At 74.1% G+C, this 18,100-nt stretch carries 17 protein-coding genes; 8 read left to right on the top strand and 9 right to left on the bottom strand.

The genetic code is table 11. The annotated features are described in order from the left end of the window. The first annotated feature begins 13 nt into the window (after positions 1–13). From ASG49_RS03360 to ASG49_RS03345, 4 genes are all read left to right on the top strand, one after another. A complete protein-coding gene (locus tag ASG49_RS03360; protein ID WP_056537073.1) occupies positions 14–1,372 on the top strand; it encodes an MFS transporter in 1,359 nt (452 codons plus the stop codon). A 123-nt stretch (positions 1,373–1,495) separates the two neighbouring features. Then, positions 1,496–2,275: a hypothetical protein gene (locus ASG49_RS18475; RefSeq protein ID WP_056537070.1), complete on the top strand. Its 780-nt coding sequence runs from the start codon at positions 1,496–1,498 to the stop codon at positions 2,273–2,275. A gap of 175 nt (positions 2,276–2,450) precedes the next feature. Further along, the gene (locus ASG49_RS03350) at positions 2,451–3,176 is read left to right on the top strand and encodes a TetR/AcrR family transcriptional regulator (protein ID WP_156384157.1); all 726 of its coding nucleotides are present in this window, start codon (positions 2,451–2,453) and stop codon (positions 3,174–3,176) included. Continuing rightward, positions 3,173–4,822: an MFS transporter gene (locus ASG49_RS03345; protein WP_056537067.1), complete on the top strand. Its 1,650-nt coding sequence runs from the start codon at positions 3,173–3,175 to the stop codon at positions 4,820–4,822. The genes ASG49_RS03350 and ASG49_RS03345 overlap by 4 nt, the downstream gene beginning before the upstream one ends. A gap of 240 nt (positions 4,823–5,062) precedes the next feature. Here ASG49_RS03345 and ASG49_RS03340 read toward each other — a convergent pair whose 3' ends face one another. The 4 genes from ASG49_RS03340 to ASG49_RS03325 all read right to left on the bottom strand — a co-directional run bounded on the left by ASG49_RS03340 (position 5,063) and on the right by ASG49_RS03325 (position 8,937). Beyond that, positions 5,063–5,602: a type 1 glutamine amidotransferase domain-containing protein gene (locus ASG49_RS03340; protein ID WP_056537064.1), complete on the bottom strand. Its 540-nt coding sequence runs from the start codon at positions 5,600–5,602 to the stop codon at positions 5,063–5,065. 70 nt (positions 5,603–5,672) lie between these two features. Continuing rightward, positions 5,673–6,644: a methionine synthase gene (locus ASG49_RS03335; RefSeq protein WP_056537061.1), complete on the bottom strand. Its 972-nt coding sequence runs from the start codon at positions 6,642–6,644 to the stop codon at positions 5,673–5,675. Then, on the bottom strand, positions 6,641–7,747 hold the full coding sequence (mnmA, locus tag ASG49_RS03330; RefSeq protein ID WP_056537058.1) for a tRNA 2-thiouridine(34) synthase MnmA: 1,107 nt from the start codon (positions 7,745–7,747) through the stop codon (positions 6,641–6,643). Before mnmA ends, ASG49_RS03335 begins: the two co-directional genes overlap by 4 nt. After that, positions 7,744–8,937: a cysteine desulfurase family protein gene (locus ASG49_RS03325; protein WP_056537055.1), complete on the bottom strand. Its 1,194-nt coding sequence runs from the start codon at positions 8,935–8,937 to the stop codon at positions 7,744–7,746. Before ASG49_RS03325 ends, mnmA begins: the two co-directional genes overlap by 4 nt. Positions 8,938–9,005: 68 nt before the next feature. On the opposite strand from ASG49_RS03325, the gene ASG49_RS03320 reads away from it, so the two are divergent. The 3 genes from ASG49_RS03320 to ASG49_RS03310 all read left to right on the top strand — a co-directional run bounded on the left by ASG49_RS03320 (position 9,006) and on the right by ASG49_RS03310 (position 11,808). Beyond that, positions 9,006–9,371 carry a GntR family transcriptional regulator gene (locus ASG49_RS03320; RefSeq protein WP_056537052.1) on the top strand — a complete coding sequence of 122 codons (366 nt, stop codon included), beginning with the start codon at positions 9,006–9,008 and terminating at the stop codon, positions 9,369–9,371. A 242-nt stretch (positions 9,372–9,613) separates the two neighbouring features. Next, positions 9,614–11,152, top strand: a complete 1,539-nt coding sequence (locus ASG49_RS03315; RefSeq protein ID WP_156384156.1) for a hypothetical protein — start codon at positions 9,614–9,616, stop codon at positions 11,150–11,152. After that, positions 11,149–11,808, top strand: a complete 660-nt coding sequence (locus ASG49_RS03310) for a response regulator transcription factor (RefSeq protein WP_056537046.1) — start codon at positions 11,149–11,151, stop codon at positions 11,806–11,808. The genes ASG49_RS03315 and ASG49_RS03310 overlap by 4 nt, the downstream gene beginning before the upstream one ends. Before the next feature lie 102 nt (positions 11,809–11,910). On the opposite strand, the gene ASG49_RS03305 is transcribed toward ASG49_RS03310, so the two are convergent. The 4 genes from ASG49_RS03305 to ASG49_RS03290 all read right to left on the bottom strand — a co-directional run bounded on the left by ASG49_RS03305 (position 11,911) and on the right by ASG49_RS03290 (position 15,006). Then, positions 11,911–12,864, bottom strand: coding sequence for an electron transfer flavoprotein subunit alpha/FixB family protein (locus ASG49_RS03305; protein ID WP_056537044.1), 954 nt, complete (start codon positions 12,862–12,864; stop codon positions 11,911–11,913). 15 nt (positions 12,865–12,879) lie between these two features. Beyond that, complete coding sequence (locus ASG49_RS03300) at positions 12,880–13,662, bottom strand: electron transfer flavoprotein subunit beta/FixA family protein (protein WP_235561883.1); 783 nt, start codon at positions 13,660–13,662, stop codon at positions 12,880–12,882. A gap of 126 nt (positions 13,663–13,788) precedes the next feature. Next, positions 13,789–14,160, bottom strand: coding sequence for a hypothetical protein (locus ASG49_RS03295; protein ID WP_056537038.1), 372 nt, complete (start codon positions 14,158–14,160; stop codon positions 13,789–13,791). A 66-nt stretch (positions 14,161–14,226) separates the two neighbouring features. Next, the gene (locus ASG49_RS03290; RefSeq protein ID WP_056537035.1) at positions 14,227–15,006 is read right to left on the bottom strand and encodes an enoyl-CoA hydratase/isomerase family protein; all 780 of its coding nucleotides are present in this window, start codon (positions 15,004–15,006) and stop codon (positions 14,227–14,229) included. A gap of 110 nt (positions 15,007–15,116) precedes the next feature. On the opposite strand from ASG49_RS03290, the gene glgX reads away from it, so the two are divergent. Further along, positions 15,117–17,300: a glycogen debranching protein GlgX gene (gene glgX, locus ASG49_RS03285; protein WP_056537032.1), complete on the top strand. Its 2,184-nt coding sequence runs from the start codon at positions 15,117–15,119 to the stop codon at positions 17,298–17,300. Between the two features lie 39 nt (positions 17,301–17,339). Here glgX and map read toward each other — a convergent pair whose 3' ends face one another. Continuing rightward, positions 17,340–18,098 carry a type I methionyl aminopeptidase gene (gene map / locus ASG49_RS03280; RefSeq protein WP_156384223.1) on the bottom strand — a complete coding sequence of 253 codons (759 nt, stop codon included), beginning with the start codon at positions 18,096–18,098 and terminating at the stop codon, positions 17,340–17,342. Between the last annotated feature and the right edge of the window lie 2 nt (positions 18,099–18,100).

Below are 18,100 nucleotides of genomic sequence, written 5' to 3'. Positions count from 1 at the left end.
GTTAAGTCCGGCGATGTCATCCGCCACCGCCCCGCGCGACGCCACCGCCGACGCCGCCGCGCCCGGCCCGGCCCGGGTCCCCGTCCTGGTCGGCCTGCTCTTCGGGCTGGCCGGCCTGGGCAGCTCCTCGGCCGCGATCGCGTTGCCCACCGTGGCCGCCGACCTCGACGTCTCCACCGGCGTCAGCGCCTGGGCGATCAGCCTCTACGCGCTGATGCTCGCCGTCGCGACCGCGGTCTACGGCCGGGTCTCCGACCTGGTCGGCCTGCGGCTGCCCCTGCTCGTCGGCGTCACCTTGATGACGGCCGGGGCGCTGGCGGGCGCACTGTCGCCCGACTTCGGCGTCCTGCTCGCCGCGCGCGTCCTGCAAGGAGCCGGGGCCGCGGCCGTCCCGACCCTGGGCGTGGCACTGGTGAGCGCCCGCTTCTCCGGCTCCGCCCGCGGGTTCGCGCTCGGCCGGGTCGCCGGCATCGCCGCCGCCGTGAGCTGCCTCGGGCCGCTGGCGGGCGGCGTCGTCGAGGGCCTGCTGGGCTGGCGGGCCGTGATCGCGCTGCCGATGCTCGGCGCGCTGCTGCTGCCGCTGCTCTGGCGCTCGGTGCCGACCGACGGGTCCGGCGCCCGCCTCGACCTGGTCGGCGCGGTGCTCGTGGCCGCGACGGCGGCCGGCGTCGTGCTGCTCGTGCAGTCGCCCTCCACCGGCCCCGTCGTCGCGGCGGTCGGCGCCGCGCTGGCCGTGCTGGGCGCCCCGGCCGTGGCGATGTGGGTGCGCCGCCGCCCCCACGGCTTCCTCCCGGTCAGCGTGATCCGCAACGCCACCGTGGTGCGCAGCGCCCTGGCCGCCGGCGCGGTCCCCGCGGCCTGGTTCGCCCTGCTGATCGCCGTGCCCGCGGTGCTCGTGGCCGCCGGCTGGGAGCCCTGGCAGGTCGGGGTGGCGCTGCTGCCCAGTGCTCTGACCGGGCTGGCCGCCCCGCGTCTCGCCGGCCCGATCCTGGCGCGCATCGGCGCCGGTCCAGCGCTCGCCCTCGCCGCCGGCGTCACCGCCGTCGCCCTGCTCGTCGCCTCCCTCGGGGCGCGACAGACCTCCGCGCCGCTGCTCGTGACCGCCGTGGTCGTGGTCACCTTCGCCTTCGGGCTCGGCCAGCCCGCACTGATGGAGGCGGTCGGCGACGCGGTCGCCGACGACGTCCGCGGCGTGGCCCTCGGCATCGCGACGCTGTTCTTCCTGGTCGGCGGCGGCATCGGCTCGGCCGTCGTGGGCGGGCTCGGCGACGTGCTCGGCGTCGACGGGGCGCTGCTGCTGCTCACGGTGCTGCCCGTCCTGGGCCTGCTGCTGCTCGTGCCCCGCCTGCTGGCGGCCCGCCGCCGGGCCTGAACCGGGCCCTGGCCGGGCCGACGTGGGCGATGTCACGGCACGATCGGGAAACCTCGACGGGGTCCCGGACGTCCTACCTGGGTAACGCCCGCACGCACCCCCGATCCACGACGTCTGAGGACGATGACTGACGACGACACCCCCCGCAAGCTCGACCTCTCCCCCATCCAGGTCATGGCGAGCGCGCTGGCCGCGGTCTCCGCTGCCTTCTTCGCCTCCTGGCTCGGCACCGCCGGCACGCTGATCGGCGCCGGCGTCGGCAGCGTGGTCGCCACGGTCGGCGCCGCGACGTACTCCTACTCGCTCAAGCGCTCCGCCGAGGCCGTGCGCCGCCGCGCGGCCCAGGTCCGTGAGGCCTCGCTGATCTCCGCGGCCGTGGCCCGCACCAGCGGGACCTCGCGCACCCAGCAGCTGGCCGCGGTGGAGGCCCACGTCGAGCAGGCCACCGCCGAGGCCGAGGCGGCGCAGGGCGGGCTGCTCGCCCGCCTCGACCCCCGCCGCGTCGACCTGCCCTGGGGCAAGGTCGCCCTGGCCAGCGCGGCCGTGATGCTGGTCGCGCTGGTCGTCATCACCTCCTTCGAAGGACTCACCGGCCGCTCGCTCGCCTCGCTGGCGGGCGACGACGACGCTGGCCGCACGACCGTCACCTCAGTCGTCGACCGCAGCTCCTCGGGCCGGGAGACCGAGCAGCCGACACCGTCCGAGGCGCCCACCCAGGACGACACGACGACCGACGAGAGCACCTCGGAGCCCACGCCGACCACGGAGCCCACCCCCACGGCCGAGCCCACGCCGACGGCCGACCCCACGGAAACGGCCGAGCCCACGCCGTCGGCGGACCCGACGCCCACCTCGGGCACCAGCCCGTCGGCCCCCGGAGCGCAGCCCTCCACCGCCCCCTGACCCACCCGGCCGTCCCCACCGCCGACCGGGCCCGGCTGGTTCGGCCCACCGACTGGGCCACTCCCGGCTAGACCACTCGGGGGCGCGGGAACACCTCCCGGGCCGCGTGCCTTCAGACTCCTCGATGGAACGAAACGGTTTCGTTCCATGCACGTGACGAGGAGGTGACGGGCAGGTGACCCCACCCCAGCTCCGCCCCCGGGTCGAGGGGGCGCGCGAGGAGGAGATCCTCGACGCCACCGTCCGGCTGCTGCTCAGCGCCGGCTACGACCGGCTGACGCTCGACGCCGTGGCCAGGGAGGCCCGCGCCAGCAAGGCCACGCTCTACCGCCGCTGGGACGGCAAGGCCAGCCTGGTCGTCGACGCCATGGTGCGGGCCAAGAAGGCGCCCCAGGTCGAGGTGCACGACACCGGGACCCTGCGCGGCGACCTGCTCGCCACCTTCTGCGGCCGTCACGGCCTGGGCAAAGGCGACGCCTCGGGCCTGCTCGGCGCCGTGATGACGGCCGTCAGCAACGACCCCGACTTCGCCGAGCGGTTCCGCTCGGCCTTCATCGCGCCCAAGGTCGAGGCCTCGTTGCGGATCTACCGCCGTGCGATCGAGCGCGGCGAGATCGACGCCGACCTCGACCTCGACGTCATCGCCCCGTCGCTGGCCGGGATCGTGCTGCACCGCGCGTTCGTCCTCGGCCTGCCCGTGGACGACGACGTCGTACGCCGCGTCATCGACCGCGTCATCCTCCCCGCCGTCGGCCTCCGGGCGCCCCATGCCGCCCCCGACGCCGCCGCGCCCGGCGGGCCCGCGACCCCCGACTCCCCCGGCACCCCCGGCACCCCCGAGACCGATGACACCGCCGTCACCGCCCGCACCACCACCCACTCCCAGGAAGCATCGTCATGACCGACACCCGTGAGCCCGCGGCCCTGCCCGCCGAGCCGGCCGAGACCGCAGGCGGCACCACCCGCCTGGGCTGGGCCCTGCTGCTGATCTCCGTCGCCCAGCTGATGGTCGTGCTCGACGCGACCATCGCCAACATCGCGCTCCCCTTCATCCAGAGCGACCTCGACATCTCGCAGGCCAACCTGCAGTGGGTCGTCACCGGCTACGCGCTGGCCTTCGGTGGCCTGCTGCTGCTGGGCGGCCGCCTCGGCGACCTCTACGGCCGCCGTCGCGTGTTCATGATCGGCGTCGCGATCTTCGCGGTCGCCTCCGGCATCGGCGGCCTCGCCGCCAACGAGGGCATGCTGCTGGCCTCCCGTGGGCTGCAGGGCCTCGGTGCGGCCCTGGCCTCCCCGGCCGCGCTGGCCCTGATCACCACCAACTTCCCGGCCGGACCGCAGCGCAACCGGGCGTTCTCGATCTACGCCGCGATGTCCGGCGCCGGCGCCGCGGTCGGCCTGCTGCTCGGCGGCTGGCTGACCGGGCTCACGCCCGACCTGTTCGGCACCACCGTCGACGGCTGGCGCCTGACCTTCCTGATCAACGTGCCGATCGGCCTGGCCGCGGCCTTCGCCGCGCCCCGCGTGCTGGCCGAGAGCGAGTCGCACACCGGCGAGCTGGACGTGCCCGGCGCCCTGTCCGGCACCGCCGGCCTCGTCGCCATCGTCTTCGGCCTCTCCCGCGCCGGCGAGCCCAGCCACGGCTGGGACGACGCGCAGACCCTGGTCGCCCTCGTGCTCGGCGTGGTGCTGCTGGCCGCGTTCGTGGCCATCGAGCGTCGCGTGGCGCACCCGCTGCTGCCGTTCCGCATCCTGCTGAGCCGGACCCGCGCCACGGCGTTCGTCACGATGATGATCGTGCCGGCGGCGATGTTCGCGATGTTCTACTTCCTCTCGCAGTTCGTGCAGAACGTCATGGGCTACTCCCCGCTGCACACCGGCGTCGCCTTCCTGCCCTTCAGCCTCGGGATCGTGATCGCCGCGACCGTGTCGTCCAAGCTGATGGACCGGATCGACCCCCGCTGGATCGCCGGCATCGGCACGGCCATGGCCGGTTTCGCGCTGCTCGGGTTCTCGCGGCTCTCGGTCGACGACAGCGCGGGCAACATCATCTCGACCGTCACCAGCGGCGAGGTGCACCTCGGCACCGGCATCAGCTACTGGACCGACATCTTCCCCTTCATCTCGCTGATGTCGCTGGGCATGGGCGCGACCTTCGTGCCGATGACGCTGGCCGCCGTCCACGGCGTCTCCCACCGCGACTCGGGCATCGGCTCGGGCGTGCTCAACACGATGCAGCAGGTCGGCGGCGCCCTCGGCCTCGCGGCGCTCTCCACCGTGGCGGTGCACTTCTCCACCGAGCGGGCCACCCAGATCACCGGCGCGCTCCAGACGGCCACCCCGGCGGGCAGCAATCCGACCGAGGCGATGCAGCAGGCGTTCGCGAACATCGCCTACCAGGGCGCGTTCACGCAGGGTGCGACCAACGCCTTCCTCACCGGCGCCTTCATGATCTGGGGCGCCAGCCTGATCGTGTGGATCTTCCTCAGCGTCAAGCACGAGGAGCTGGCCACCGACGACGCACCCGAGGGCGTGCACGCGGGCTGAGCACGGTCCGTCGCTGGACGACGGGGTCGGGGTCGTCCCCGGCCCCGTCGGCGCGTCCGGCCCCGTTGCCGAGCACCCGGACCCCGTCGTACGGCGTGTCGCGTGCCTGCCGTTCGGGAAGCGTCGGTTTCACAGGGGAACCTGTGAAACCGCGAGCACCGGACACCCGGACCCCCGACCGGACAGCAGCGACGGGGCCGGGGGATCTCCCCCGGCCCCGTCGTCGTGCTGTGGTGCTGCTCAGGCCTCGAGCGCCTCGGCGATCGCCTCGACGAAGGCCGGCAGGTCGTCGGGGTTGCGGCTGGTGATGAGGCTGCCGTCGACGACGACCTCCTCGTCGACCCACTCGGCCCCGGCGTTGCGCAGGTCCACGGACAGGCTCGGGAAGCTCGTCAGCCGCTTGCCCCGCGCCACGTCGGCGGAGGCGAGCAGCCACGGCCCGTGGCAGATGATCGCGAGCACCTTGTCGAGCTCGAGGGCCTGGCGCACGATCTCCTGGGCGTCCTCGTCGGTGCGGATGGTGTCGGCGTTGACGGTGCCACCCGGCACCACGACCGCGTCGACCGAGTCGACGTCGAGGTCGGTGAAGACGCCGTCGACCGGCACCTTCTGGGTGGGCTCGGTGTCGCCCTCCACCGCCTGGATGGGGTCGGTCGAGGTGCTGTACACCTTGACCTCGGCCCCCATCTTGGCGAGCTCGTCACGGGGGGTGACCAGCTCGGCCTCCTCGAAGTGCGAGGTGGCGATGATGGCGACCTTCTTGCCGTTCAGGTCCGGCACGTCGTGCTCCTCTCGTCGGTCCTGTCGGTGTACCCACGCGACGCCCACGATCACCGGTGAGGCGGACCCGTCAGGTCAGCGCCTCGGCGGCGCCGCGCAGCGCCGCCAGCACGGCCCGGGCGTACGCCGGGGTGGCGCCCGCCAGCCCGCAGGCCGGGGTGAGCACCAGCCGGTCGGACACCTCGGCGGGATCCAGGCCGAGCATGTCGAGCAGCCGCATCGTGCGCTCGACGGCGGCCTTGACCGAGGGGGCGGCCGAGCCCGTGGCGGGCAGCACGCCGAGCAGCGCGGTGCCGCCCTCGTCGAGCACGGTCGCCAGCTCGTCGTACGCCGTGACGGCCAGCGTGGCCACGTCGACCGAGACCGCCCCCGCACCGGCCGAGCGGAGCAGCCCGACCGGCACCTCGGCGTCGCAGCAGTGGACGACGGTGAGCCGGTCGCCGGCGGCGTCGAGCACCCACTCCAGCGCCTCGGAGGCGACCGGGGGCGTCACGGAGCGGTGGCGGCCGAAGCCCGACGCGGTGGGCACCCGCGCCGCGAGCACGGCGGGCAGCGCCGGCTCGTCGACCTGCAGCACCAGCTCGACGCCCGGCACCCGCCGGGCGACGTCGGCGAGGTGGGTGCGCACGCCCTCGGCGAGCGCCTGGGCGAGGTCACGGCGGGCGCCGTGGTCGCTCAGCACCTTGTCGCCGCGTGGCTTCTCGACCGTGGCGGCGAGCGTCCAGGGGCCGGCGACCTGCACCTTGAGGGTGCCGGTCAGGCCCTGCGACGCCTCCTCGAAGGCGTCGAGGTCCTGCGCCAGCAGCGACCGCGCCCGGCGGTGGTCGACGCCGGCCGCGTCGGTCAGCCGCCACCCCGCGGGCTGCAGGTCGAACCCGAGGTCGGCGACCACGGCGACCGCGCGACCGGTGAGGTCGGCGAGCGCGCCGCGCGCGGGCAGCTCGGGCAGGTGCGGCAGGTCGGGCAGCTCGCCGAGCACGACGCGCGCCGCCTCGTGGGCGTCCTCCCCCGGCAGCGACCCGATGCCGCTGGCGCGGGTCACGCGGACCGGCCGGCGACGCTGCGGGTGGTCTCGATCGTGGCCGAACCGACCACACGGGTGCCGTCGTAGACCACGACCGCCTGGCCGGGCGCGATGCCGTCGGCCGGGTCGGAGAGCCGGACCTCGACGCGGTCGCCGTCGGACAGCACCACCGCGCGGTGGGGCGCGCCGTGGGCCCGCAGCTGCACGGTGCACTCCAGCGGTCCGGTGGGCGCCGCGCCGCACCAGCGGGGCCGGGCGCCCTCGAGGCCGTCCACGGCGAGCGACTCGCGGGGACCGACGGTGACGGTGCCGGAGACCGGCTCGATGTCGAGCACGTAGCGCGGGCGGCCGTCGGGGGCGGGCGTGCCGAGCCGCAGCCCCTTGCGCTGACCCACGGTGTAGCGCCAGGACCCCTCGTGGCGGCCCAGCAGCTCGCCGTCGCGACCGACGATGTCGCCGCCCGCGTTGACCCCGCGGTCGGCGAGCTTCTCGGCCAGCCAGCCGCCGGTGTCGCCGTCGCTGATGAAGCACACGTCGTGGCTGTCGGGCTTGTCCGCGACGAGCAGCCCGCGGCGGGCGGCCTCCTCGCGCACCTGCTCCTTGGGGGTGTCGCCGAGCGGGAACAGGGCGTGGGCGAGCTGGTCCTGGGTGAGCACGCCGAGGACGTAGCTCTGGTCCTTGGCCCCGTCGGCGGCCCGGTGCAGCTCGACCTCGCCGTCGGACCCCGGGAGCAGGCGGGCGTAGTGGCCGGTGGCCACCGCGTCGAAGCCGAGCGCCAGGCCGCGGTCGAGCACGGCGGCGAACTTGATCCGCTCGTTGCAGCGCAGGCACGGGTTGGGGGTGCGGCCCTCGGCGTACTCCTCGACGAAGTCCTCCACGACGTCCTCGTGGAAGCGGTCGCTGAGGTCCCAGACGTAGAACGGGATGCCGATCACGTCGGCGGCGCGTCGGGCGTCGGTGGCGTCCTCGATGGTGCAGCAGCCACGGGCACCGGAGCGGTAGCTCTGCGGGTTGCGCGACAGCGCGAGGTGGACGCCGGTGACGTCGTGGCCCTGCTCGTGGGCCCGGGCGGCGGCGACGGCGGAGTCGACCCCGCCCGACATCGCGGCCAGGACCTTCATCGCCGGCCGGACCGGGCCGGGGCGCGGGAGACGAGCGCGGCGCCGCGCGCCCGCTCGACGGCGGCGGCCACCGCGGCCACCACCGCCTCGACGTCGCCGTCGGTGCTGGTGTGGCCGAGGGAGAAACGGAGCGAGGAGCGCGCGAACTGCGCGTCGTGGCCCATCGCGATCAGCACGTGGGAGGCCTGCGGCACGCCGGCGTCGCAGGCCGACCCGGTCGAGCACTCGATGCCGTGGGCGTCGAGCAGCATCAGCAGCGAGTCGCCCTCGCAGCCGGGGAAGGCGAGGTGGACGTTGCCGGGCAACCGGCCGGCGGGGTCGCCGTTGAGCACGGCGTCGGGCACCTCGCTCAGCACGCCGGCCACCAGCCGGTCGCGCAGCGTGGTCAGCCGGGCGGCCAGGGCGGGCTGACGCTGCACGGCGAGCTCGCAGGCGACCGCGAAGCCGGCCACGGCCGGCGGGTCGATGGTGCCGGAGCGGATGTCGCGCTCCTGGCCGCCGCCGTGGAGCAGCGCGGTCGGCTCCAGCTCACGGCGTACGACGAGGGCGCCGACGCCGTAGGGACCGCCGGCCTTGTGCCCGGTGACCGTCAGCGCGTCGACCCCGCTGGCGGCGAAGTCGACCGGGAGCTGCCCCAGGGCCTGCACCGCGTCGGTGTGGACGGGGATGCCGTGGGCGTGGGCGATCTCGGCGACCTCGGCGACCGGCTGCACCGTGCCGACCTCGTTGTTGGCCCACATCACGCTGACCAGCGCCACGCTGGCCGGATCGGACTCCACGGCCGCCCGGAACGCGTCGAGGTCGAGCCGACCGAGGCGGTCCACCGCGACGTGCTCGACCGCCGCGCCCTCGCCGGCCAGCCAGTGCAGCGGGTCGAGCACGGCGTGGTGCTCCACGGGGGTCGAGAGGATCCGGACCCGGCGGGGGTCCTCGGCGCGGCGGGCCCAGTAGAGGCCCTTGACGGCGAGGTTGTCCGACTCGGTGCCGCCGGAGGTGAAGACCACCTCGCCGGGACGGCACCCCAGCGCGCGGGCGACCCGCTCCCGCGACTCCTCGACGACCCGGCGGGCGGCGCGCCCCGAGGCGTGCAGCGAGGAGGCGTTGCCGACCCGCGTCAGCTCCGCGACCATCGCGGCGGCGGCTTCGGGGAGGATCGGCGTGGTCGCCGCGTGGTCGAGGTATACGGTCATCGCCGGCCAAGCCTACGCGCCGGTCCAGGGCGCCCGGTGCGGCGTCCGCCGACCCTGGAGGCAGCCCCGTGAGCAGTCCCGACGTCGTCGTCCGGCTCGACCCGGGCGCCCCCGAGCCGCCGTACGAGCAGGTGCGCGAAGCGGTCCGTGCGCAGGTCGACGACGGCACCCTGCGACCGGGCACCCGGCTGCCGCCCGTGCGGCGGCTGGCGGAGACGCTGGGGCTGGCGCCGGGCACGGTGGCGCGCGCCTACAAGGAGCTCGAGGCGCTCGGCCTGATCGAGACCCGAGGCCGGGCCGGCAGCGTCGTCACCGGCGGCGGGGTGGAGCGGGCAGCACGCGAGGCCGCCACGACGTACGTCGGCCAGGCCCGTGGACTGGGCCTGGCCGACGACGAGGTGCTGGAGCTGGTGCGCCGCACCCTCCGCGGCTGACCCGCGTCGGTGGTGCGACCGGACTAGACAGCTGGTCGGCCCGACATCCTGTTCGACGAGCCGGTCCCGCCGGCGACAGGCCCGTACAAATCTCCCCAGTCTCTGCATTTCGTGCGGACCTTTGCGACATCCCAGACTTCCTCGCGACCCTGCTGACCGCCTGTCGAGACACCCTCCGCCACGGTGCGACACGTTCGACGGACCTCGTTGCGCGATGCTCCGGGATGACTCATATTCCCCCGGTGGACACGACTCGGGAGCCCGGACCTGCTGCTGCCCGCGAGCACTCCTGGCGCCGCGACCTGCTCGTGCTCCCGGCCACGGCCCTCGCCGTGGGACTGGCCCTCGCCATCCACGCTCTCGTGCCGGCGGAGGTGGTCCGCTCCCACAACACGGTGGCCATCGTCGTGGCCGCCGGCCTGCTCCTGGTGGCCGCGTGCCTGCGTCACGCCCAGCACCTGCTCACCCGACTGCCGGAGGTCCGGGCCCGGGCCCGCGTCACCGCCCTGTTCGGCCTGGTGCTGATGCCGCTCCACCTCTGGAGCCACACCTCGCTGGACACCGCGAGCTCCTCACCGGCGGCGCTGACCGCCGTCGGTCTCGGCCGTGCCTGCGTCGCGCTGGCCGTCGTCGTCCTGCTCGTGCGCGCGCTCGCGCGTCCGGGCGGCACGCTGGCGACGGTCGGCGCCGCGTCCGTCCTGCTGGCGGTCCCCGTCGTGCTCGCCTCCACCGCCGCCTGGTGGCCGGGGGCCATGCCGGCCCTGCTGCGCGGCGTCGGCGTCCTGATGGCCGCGGTCTGGGCCGCCTCCGCGTGGTACGCCGCCCGCCGCGCCCGCAGTCACCCCTGGGCCGGGGCGCTGACGCCCTCGCTGCTCCTCATGGGGGTGACCGAGGTGCTGGTCGTCGCGGACCCGCGGGTGCCCGGTCCTGGGGCCACCGCCGCCCTGCTGGTGATCGCGGCCCTCGCCGCGACCGCGGCGCTGATGGCGCACGGCGACCTGCGTTCGTCGGTCCGGGCCGAGGTGCACCGGGCAGCCCAGCTCGAGACCGACCTGCTGCGGACACGGGACGACCTCGCCCTGCTGCAGCAGCAGGAGCGCAGCCTGTCCCACCACGCCCGCGGGACGCTCGCGGGGTTGCGGGCGGCGGTCCAGATCTGGGCCAGCGGGCCCACCCCGGACGCGTCCGAGGACCGTGATCCCACGGCCGACCTCCGGCGGGCAGCACTGGCCGAGATCTCCTCGCTGGACGACACGTTGCGTCGGCACCGCGTCGCGCTGGGGGGCGGCCCGGTCGCCCTCGACCTCGTCGTCGGCCGCGCCGCCCGTGCCGCCCGCTCGCGCGGCGCAGACGTGGTGGTGGACGTCCCTCCGCTCGTCGTCCTGGGCCAGCTCGTCGATCTCGAGTCGGCGCTGCACGACGTGCTCCAGGCCAGCCACCGCGGGGCCGCCGGCGGGCGCGTCGAGGTGACGGCGACCCACGACCGTGCGGTGGCCCGCATCTCGGTCACCGTGCGCGGGTCCGCACGCGCGCGCCACGAGCGGTCGACGGGCGCCGTCACCGTCGCACCCCACCTGCGGGCAGCCGTCCTCATGCAACGCCAGAGCGGCTCGCTGGAGCACGACGAGGGTGCCGGCGTCGTGCACCTCCTCATCCCGATGTGCCCGCCGCCGCCCGCCCTGCGCGCACCCGGTGCGACCACGGTCACCCACCGCGTCCCGCACCAGCGCACGGCGCCCTCGGGCCAGCACCACGTCGCGGTCAGCCGGGCGGGCCGATGAGCGAAGGGTGGGCGCCCACCCAGGTCGTCATGATCGACGACCACCCCCTGCTCACCCACGCCCTCGCCTTCGCGCTCCGCTCGCGTGGGGTGGCCTGCACGGTGCCCACGCTGCGCGACCCGGCACGCCTGCTGGACGACGTCCGGGCGCTCGGGCCCGACGTGGTGCTGCTCGACCTCGACCTCGGCGCCCTGGGCGACGGGGCCGACCTGGTGCCGCCCCTGGTGGCCCTCGGCGCCACCGTCGTGGTCGTCTCGGCGACGCGCGAGGAGGAGAAGATCGGCACGGCACTGGCACGCGGGGCCTCCGGGTTCATCGCCAAGGAGCGTCCGCTGGACGAGCTGGTCGAGGGCGTGCTCGCCGTCGCGCGGGGCGGGTCGCTGATGACGCTCCAGGACCGCGACCGGCTGATCGCGCAGGCCCGCTCGGCCGAGCGCCGGCGCCGGGCGACACTCGCCCCGCTCGAGGACCTGTCCACGCGTGAGGCCCACGTGCTGCGGTCGCTGCTCGCCGGCAGCTCGGTCCGGGAGATCGCGGTCGCCGGCCACGTCTCGGAGGCGACGGTGCGCTCCCAGGTGCGGGCGATCCTGCGCAAGCTCGACGTGTCCTCGCAGCGCGAGGCGGTGGCCCTGGCCGCGCGGGCGTCCTGGTCCTGACCGTCCTGATCACCTGCCGCGCGAACGTCGACGGGACGCCGTACGGACCGGTCACCGAGGCGACCAGGTCGTACGACGTCCCGTGACGTCGAGCGGAAGGGCTCAGCCCTTGCGCTTGGTGATCTCCTCGGTCGCGGCGGGGAGGACGGTGTGGAGGTCGCCCACCACGCCGAAGTCGACGAGCTCGAAGATCGGCGCCTCGTCGTCCTTGTTGACCGCGATGATCGTCTTGGAGGTCTGCATGCCGGCGCGGTGCTGGATCGCACCGGAGATGCCGTTGGCGACGTAGAGCTGCGGGCTGACGACCTTGCCGGTCTGGCCGACCTGGAAGGCGTGAGGCTTCCAGCCGGAGTCGACGGCGGCGCGCGAGGCGCCGACGGCGGCACCCAGCGAGTCGGCGAAGCCCTCGACCTCCTCGAAGTTGCCACCGGTGCCACGACCGCCGGAGACCACGATCGCGGCCTCGGTCAGCTCGGGACGACCCGAGGCCTTGCGGGCCTGGGAGGCCACGATCTTGGCCTTCTTGGCCGAGTCGGAGATCGACGGGGCGAACTGCTCGACCGTGCCGGCACCGGCGGCCTCCTCGGGGGCGGCCGAGTTGGGCTTGACCGTGATGATCGGCGTGCCCTGGGTGATCTTGGCCTGCACGGTGTAGTTGCCGGCGAAGACCGACTGCGTGGTGACCGGACCCTCCTGCACGTCGACGGCGTCGGTGATCAGGCCCGACTTGGTCTTGACGGCCAGGCGGGCCCCGACCTCCTTGCCCTCGGCGGAGGAGGGGATCAGCACCGCCGCGGCGGAGGTCTTCTCGACCAGCTGCTGCAGCACCTCGGCCTTGGGGGCCACGAGATAGCCCTTGATCTCGGCGTCGTCGACGACGTAGACCTTCTCGGCGCCGTACTTCTTCACGGTCTCGGCGACCCCGTCGGCCGCACCGGCGTCGCCGATGAAGACCGCGGAGGGCTCACCGAGGCGGCGCGCGATGGTGAGCAGCTCGAGCGTGGGCTTGCGGACCTTGCCGTCGACGTGGTCGACGAGCACCAGAACTTCAGACATGTCCCTATCTCCTGCTCAGATGAACTTCTTGGACGCGAGGAAGTCGACGAGCGCCTTGGCGCCCGACCCGTCCTCGTCGGCCACGATCTCGCCGGCCGTGCGCGGCGGGCGCTCCTCGGTGCTCTCCACGAGCGTCCAGGACGCCTCGATCCCGACCTCGCTGGCATCGACGCCGATGTCGGCGAGCGACCAGCTCTCCAGCGGCTTCTTCTTCGCGGCCATGATCCCCTTGAAGGAGGGGTAGCGCGCCTCGCCGGACTGGTCGGTGACCGACAGCACGAGCGGGGTGGTGGCGCCGATGACCTCGGTGGAGGTGTCGCCGTCGCGCTTGATGCGGACCTGGTCGCCTTGGCGCTCGATGACCGAGCCGAGGGTGACCTGGGGCAGGTCGAGGTGCTCGGCGAGCATCGCCGGGACGACCGAGCCGGAGGCGTCGGTCGAGGCCATGCCGCACATCACCAGGTCGACCGGCGTCTCGGCGCCCAGCTTCTCCACGGCCTTGGCCAGGACCAGCGAGGTCGAGACGTAGTCGGAGCCGGCGATCGCGTCGTCGACGACGTGGACGCCCTTGTCGGCACCCATCTGCAGCGCCTTCTTGATCGCGTCGGCGGCCTCGTCGGGGCCGACGGTCAGGGCGGTCACGGTGACCTCCTCGCCGTCGGCCTTCTCCTTGAGCTGCAGCGCCTGCTCGACGGCGTACTCGTCGAGCTCGGAGAGCAGGCCCGGCACACCCGCGCGGTCGACCGTGTGGTCGGACTCGAAGTGGCGGTCGGCGGTCGCGTCGGGGACGTACTTCACACAGACGATGATGTTCATGGTGGCAACGGCCCGTGGGGGCCCCTCCTCAGGTGGACGTGTGACTCGATGTTACCCACCGGTCGCGAGAGCGGTGAGGGGTCGTTCGGGTGGGGTCAGTCACAACCCTCAGGCCTTGCCCTTGGGCTCGATCACACCCGCCAGGACCCGCCCCAGGACCAGGTAGACGACGGCCGCGATGCCCCAGTTGACCAGGGCGTTCTTGGCGGCCGCGTTCTTGCCGGCGAAGTCGAAAATGCCGTCCTCCTTGCTGAACGGCCCCGACACCGCCTCGGCCACGTCGGTCACCAGCTTCACGATGGTGTTCTGCTCGTTGACGCTGTCGCGCAGCACCACGAGCAGGGCGCCGAGCGCCAGCACGACGGCGAGCACGATGAACACGATCCGCACGACGCGGGCGACCTGGGTGCGCACGGCGTGCTGGCTGAGCGCGGAGGTACGGCGGGGGGTGGACTCGTCGGTCCTGGCCTTCGGTGACACGGGGGGCTCCTGCGGTGGTGGGCGATGGCGGGAACGGCGTCGTACCGGCCCCGGGGGCCGGACGGGTCAGCGTCCCACGAACCGGGCCTTGCCCGGCCCGTTCTCAACGAACGACCCCATGCCGAGGGCACGGTCCTCGGTGGCGAAGAGAGCGGCGAACTGCTGGCGCTCGATCTCCAGCCCCGTCTCGAGGTCGACCTCGAGGCCCCGGTCGATCGCCTCCTTCGCCGCGCGCAGGGCGTACGACGCGGCGTTCGCGAACTGCGCGGCCCAGGCGTGCGCCTCCTGGTAGACCTCGTCCTTGGGGAACAGCCGGTCGACCAGGCCGATCGCCAGCGCCTCGTCGGCCTTCACGAACCGGCCGGTGAAGATCAGGTCCTTGGCCTTGCTGGGGCCGACCAGACGGCTCAGCCGCTGGGTGCCGCCGGCGCCGGGGATGATGCCGAGCAGCACCTCGGGCTGGCCGAGCACGGCGTCGTCGGCGGCGAAGCGCACGTCGGCGCACAGGGCGAGCTCGCAGCCGCCACCGAGGGCGTAGCCGGTGATGGCGGCCACGACGGGCTTGGGGATGCGGGCGACCGTCGACAGCGAGGAGATCAGCGCGCCCGAGCGCTTGACCATGTCGGTGTGCGACATGTCGGCCATCTCCTTGACGTCGGCGCCGGCCGCGAAGAGCCGCTCGCCGCCGTAGACCACGACCGCCTTGACGTCGTCGCGCTCGGTCGCCTCGGTCGCCGCGGCCCGGATCTCCTCCTGGACCTGGACGCTCAGCGCGTTCATCTTCGGCCGGTCCAGCCGCAGCGTGCCCACGCCGTCGGCCACCTCGAGCCGCACGAACTCACCCATGCCAGTACCTCCTCGTCGTGGACCGCCCTCCGGCCCGCCCCGACCCTAGAGGAGCGGCGGTTTCGGCGTCCGGCGGCGCCGAACACGACACCTGCCTCATAATCGCCCCTGTGACTCCAGGACAGTGGTCGGCCGCCGACGAGCGCGTGGCGGTGTGGCCGGGCCGCAACTGGCCCCTGGGAGCCACGTGGGGCGAGGAGTCCACGAACTTCGCGGTCCACGCCCCCGACGCCACCGAGGTGTGGCTGTGCCTGTTCGACGACGACGGGGCCGGCGGCGAGATCGAGACCCGCCACACCCTGACCGAGCACAGCCTCGGCATCTGGCACGGCGCCGTGCCCGGGGTGCAGCCGGGCCAGCGCTACGGCTTCCGGGCCGACGGGCCCTGGGCCCCGGAGAGCGGGATGCGGTTCAACGCCCACAAGCTGCTGCTCGACCCCTACGCCCGCGCGGTGTCCGGCGCGTTCGTGACCCACCCCGCGGTGCACGGCCACGAGACCGACCGCGCCGGCCTGCCCGTGCAGCCGCTGCGGCGCGACGAGCGCGACTCCGCGCCGTACGTCGGGCGCAGCGTCGTCGTGCGCAACGACTTCGACTGGGGCGAGGACCGGCCGATCCGCGCCCGCTGGCGCGACACCGCGATCTACGAGCTGCACGTCAAGGGGTTCACCGCGCTGCACGACCGGGTGCCCGAGGAGCTGCGCGGGACGTACGCCGGGCTGGGCCACCACGTCGTCACCGACTACCTCAACGACCTCGGCGTGACCGCGGTCGAGCTGCTGCCGATCCACCAGTTCGCCTCCGAGGCCCACCTCGCCCCCCACGGGCTCGCCAACTACTGGGGCTACAACTCGATCGGGTTCTTCGCCCCGCACGGGGCCTACGCCGCCGCCGGCGACCGCGGCGAGCAGGTCGCGGAGTTCCAGCAGATGGTCAAGAACTTCCACGCCGCCGGCATCGAGGTGCTGCTCGACGTGGTCTACAACCACACCGCCGAGGCCGGTCCCGACGGGCCGACGCTGTGCTTCCGCGGGCTCGACGACCGCGGCGCCTACAAGCGGGTCCACGCCAAGCCGCAGGACCACCGCCAGCCCGACGCCTACTGGGACGTCACCGGCTGCGGCAACACCGTCAACGCCGAGAACCCCGCGATGCTGCGGATGATCCTGGACTCGCTGCGCTACTGGGTGACCGAGATGCACGTCGACGGCTTCCGCTTCGACCTGATGTCGGCGCTGACCCGCACCGGCCACGACGTCGACATGGCGGGCGCACTGCTCACCTGCATCGGCCAGGACCCCGTGCTGCGGCACGTCAAGCTGATCGCCGAGCCCTGGGACGTCACCGGGGAGGGCTACCGCGTCGGGGAGTTCCCGCCCCCGTTCACCGAGTGGAACGACCAGTACCGCGACACCCTGCGCGACTTCTGGCGCGCGCGCACCGACGGGGTGCGCACCGTGGCGACCCGCCTGGCGGGCTCCAGCGACCTCTACCTCGACGACGGCCGGTCGCCGTACGCCTCGATCAACCTGGTCACCGCGCACGACGGCTTCACGCTGCGCGACCTGGTCTCCTACGACCACAAGCACAACGAGGCCAACGGCGAGGGCAACCGCGACGGCAGCGACAACAACCGCTCCTGGAACTGCGGCGTCGAGGGCGAGACCGACGACGCCGAGGTGCTCGCGCTGCGACAGCGGCAGGCGGCCAACCTGATGGCGACGCTGTGCCTGTCCGCCGGCGTCCCGATGATCACCGCCGGCGACGAGCGGGGCCGCACCCAGGGCGGCAACAACAACGCCTACTGCCAGGACAACCCGGTCTCGTGGGTCGACTGGCGCGCCGACGACGCCTGGCTGGGCCAGTTCGAGATCACGCGTACGGCGCTCCGGCTGCGGCGCGAGCACCCCGCGCTGCGCCAGCGGCACTGGTTCGAGGGACGGCCCACCATCCGGGGCGGCCCCAAGGACCTCGCCTGGATCCACCCCTCGGGCCGCGAGATGACCGGCGACGACTGGCTCGACGCCGGACTGCACGCGCTCGGCATGTTCGTCTCCGGCGACCCGCTGCGCGCCCCCGGGCCGCGCGGCGAGCAGCAGCGCGACACCAGCTTCATGCTCTGGGTCAACGCCTCCCCCGCCGCCTGCGAGGTCACGCTGCCGGTCAACGACTGGGTGCAGTCGGGGCGCGTCGTGCTCTCCACCGACCCGGCCCACCCGGTGGACACCAAGGTCGCCGCGGGCGACGCCCTCACCGTCGCCCCCCGCGCCCTGGTGCTGCTGCAGCAGGCGTAGCCGGGGCCCGGTCGCCCGGCGACCTCGGGCGGCGCCGCGTCAGCCGCGGGCGGTCAGCACGACCGGCTCGTCCAGGGTGATCGCGATGGTGTGCTCGGAGTGGGCTCCCCGGGAGCCGTCGGCGCTGCGCAGCGTCCAGCCGTCCGGGTCGGTGCGCAGCTCGTCGGTGGTCTGCAGGAACCACGGCTCGATCGCGATGACCAGGCCGGGCCGCAGCTTGAAGCCGCGTCCGGGCCGGCCGTCGTTGGCGACGTGCGGGTCGCCGTGCATCGTCCGGCCGACCCCGTGTCCGCCGAACTGCAGGTTGATCCTGAGGCCCTCGCCGCGGGCCACGTCGCCGATGGCCGCGCCGATGTCGCCGAGCCGGTTGCCCGGCCGGGCCACCTCGATGGCGGCGGCGAGCGCGCGCTGGGTGGTGTCGATGAGGGCGAGGTCGGCCGGGTCCGGCGTACCGACCACGACGCTGACCGCGGAGTCGGCCACCCACCCGTCGACGCTCGCGGCGAAGTCGACGCTCAGCAGGTCCCCGTCGGCCAGGACGTAGTCGTGCGGGAGGCCGTGCAGCACGGCGTCGTTGACGCTCGTGCACAGCACCTTGCCGAACGGCATCGCCCCGAAGGAGGGGTGGTAGTCGATGTAGCACGACTCCGCCCCACGCTCGCGGATCATCCGGTGCGCCAGGGCGTCGAGCTCGAGCAGGTTGACGCCCACGTCGGCCTCCTCCACCAGCGAGGTCAGCACCTCGGCCACGAAGCGCCCGGCGGGCCGCATCTGGTCGATCTCGGCGGGGCTGCGCAGCT

This window comes from Marmoricola sp. Leaf446 (assembly GCF_001424755.1).
Taxonomy (GTDB): domain Bacteria; phylum Actinomycetota; class Actinomycetes; order Propionibacteriales; family Nocardioidaceae; genus Marmoricola.
Note: the sequence above shows the minus strand (reverse complement) of the source record. Positions and strands in the feature narration are given on the sequence as shown.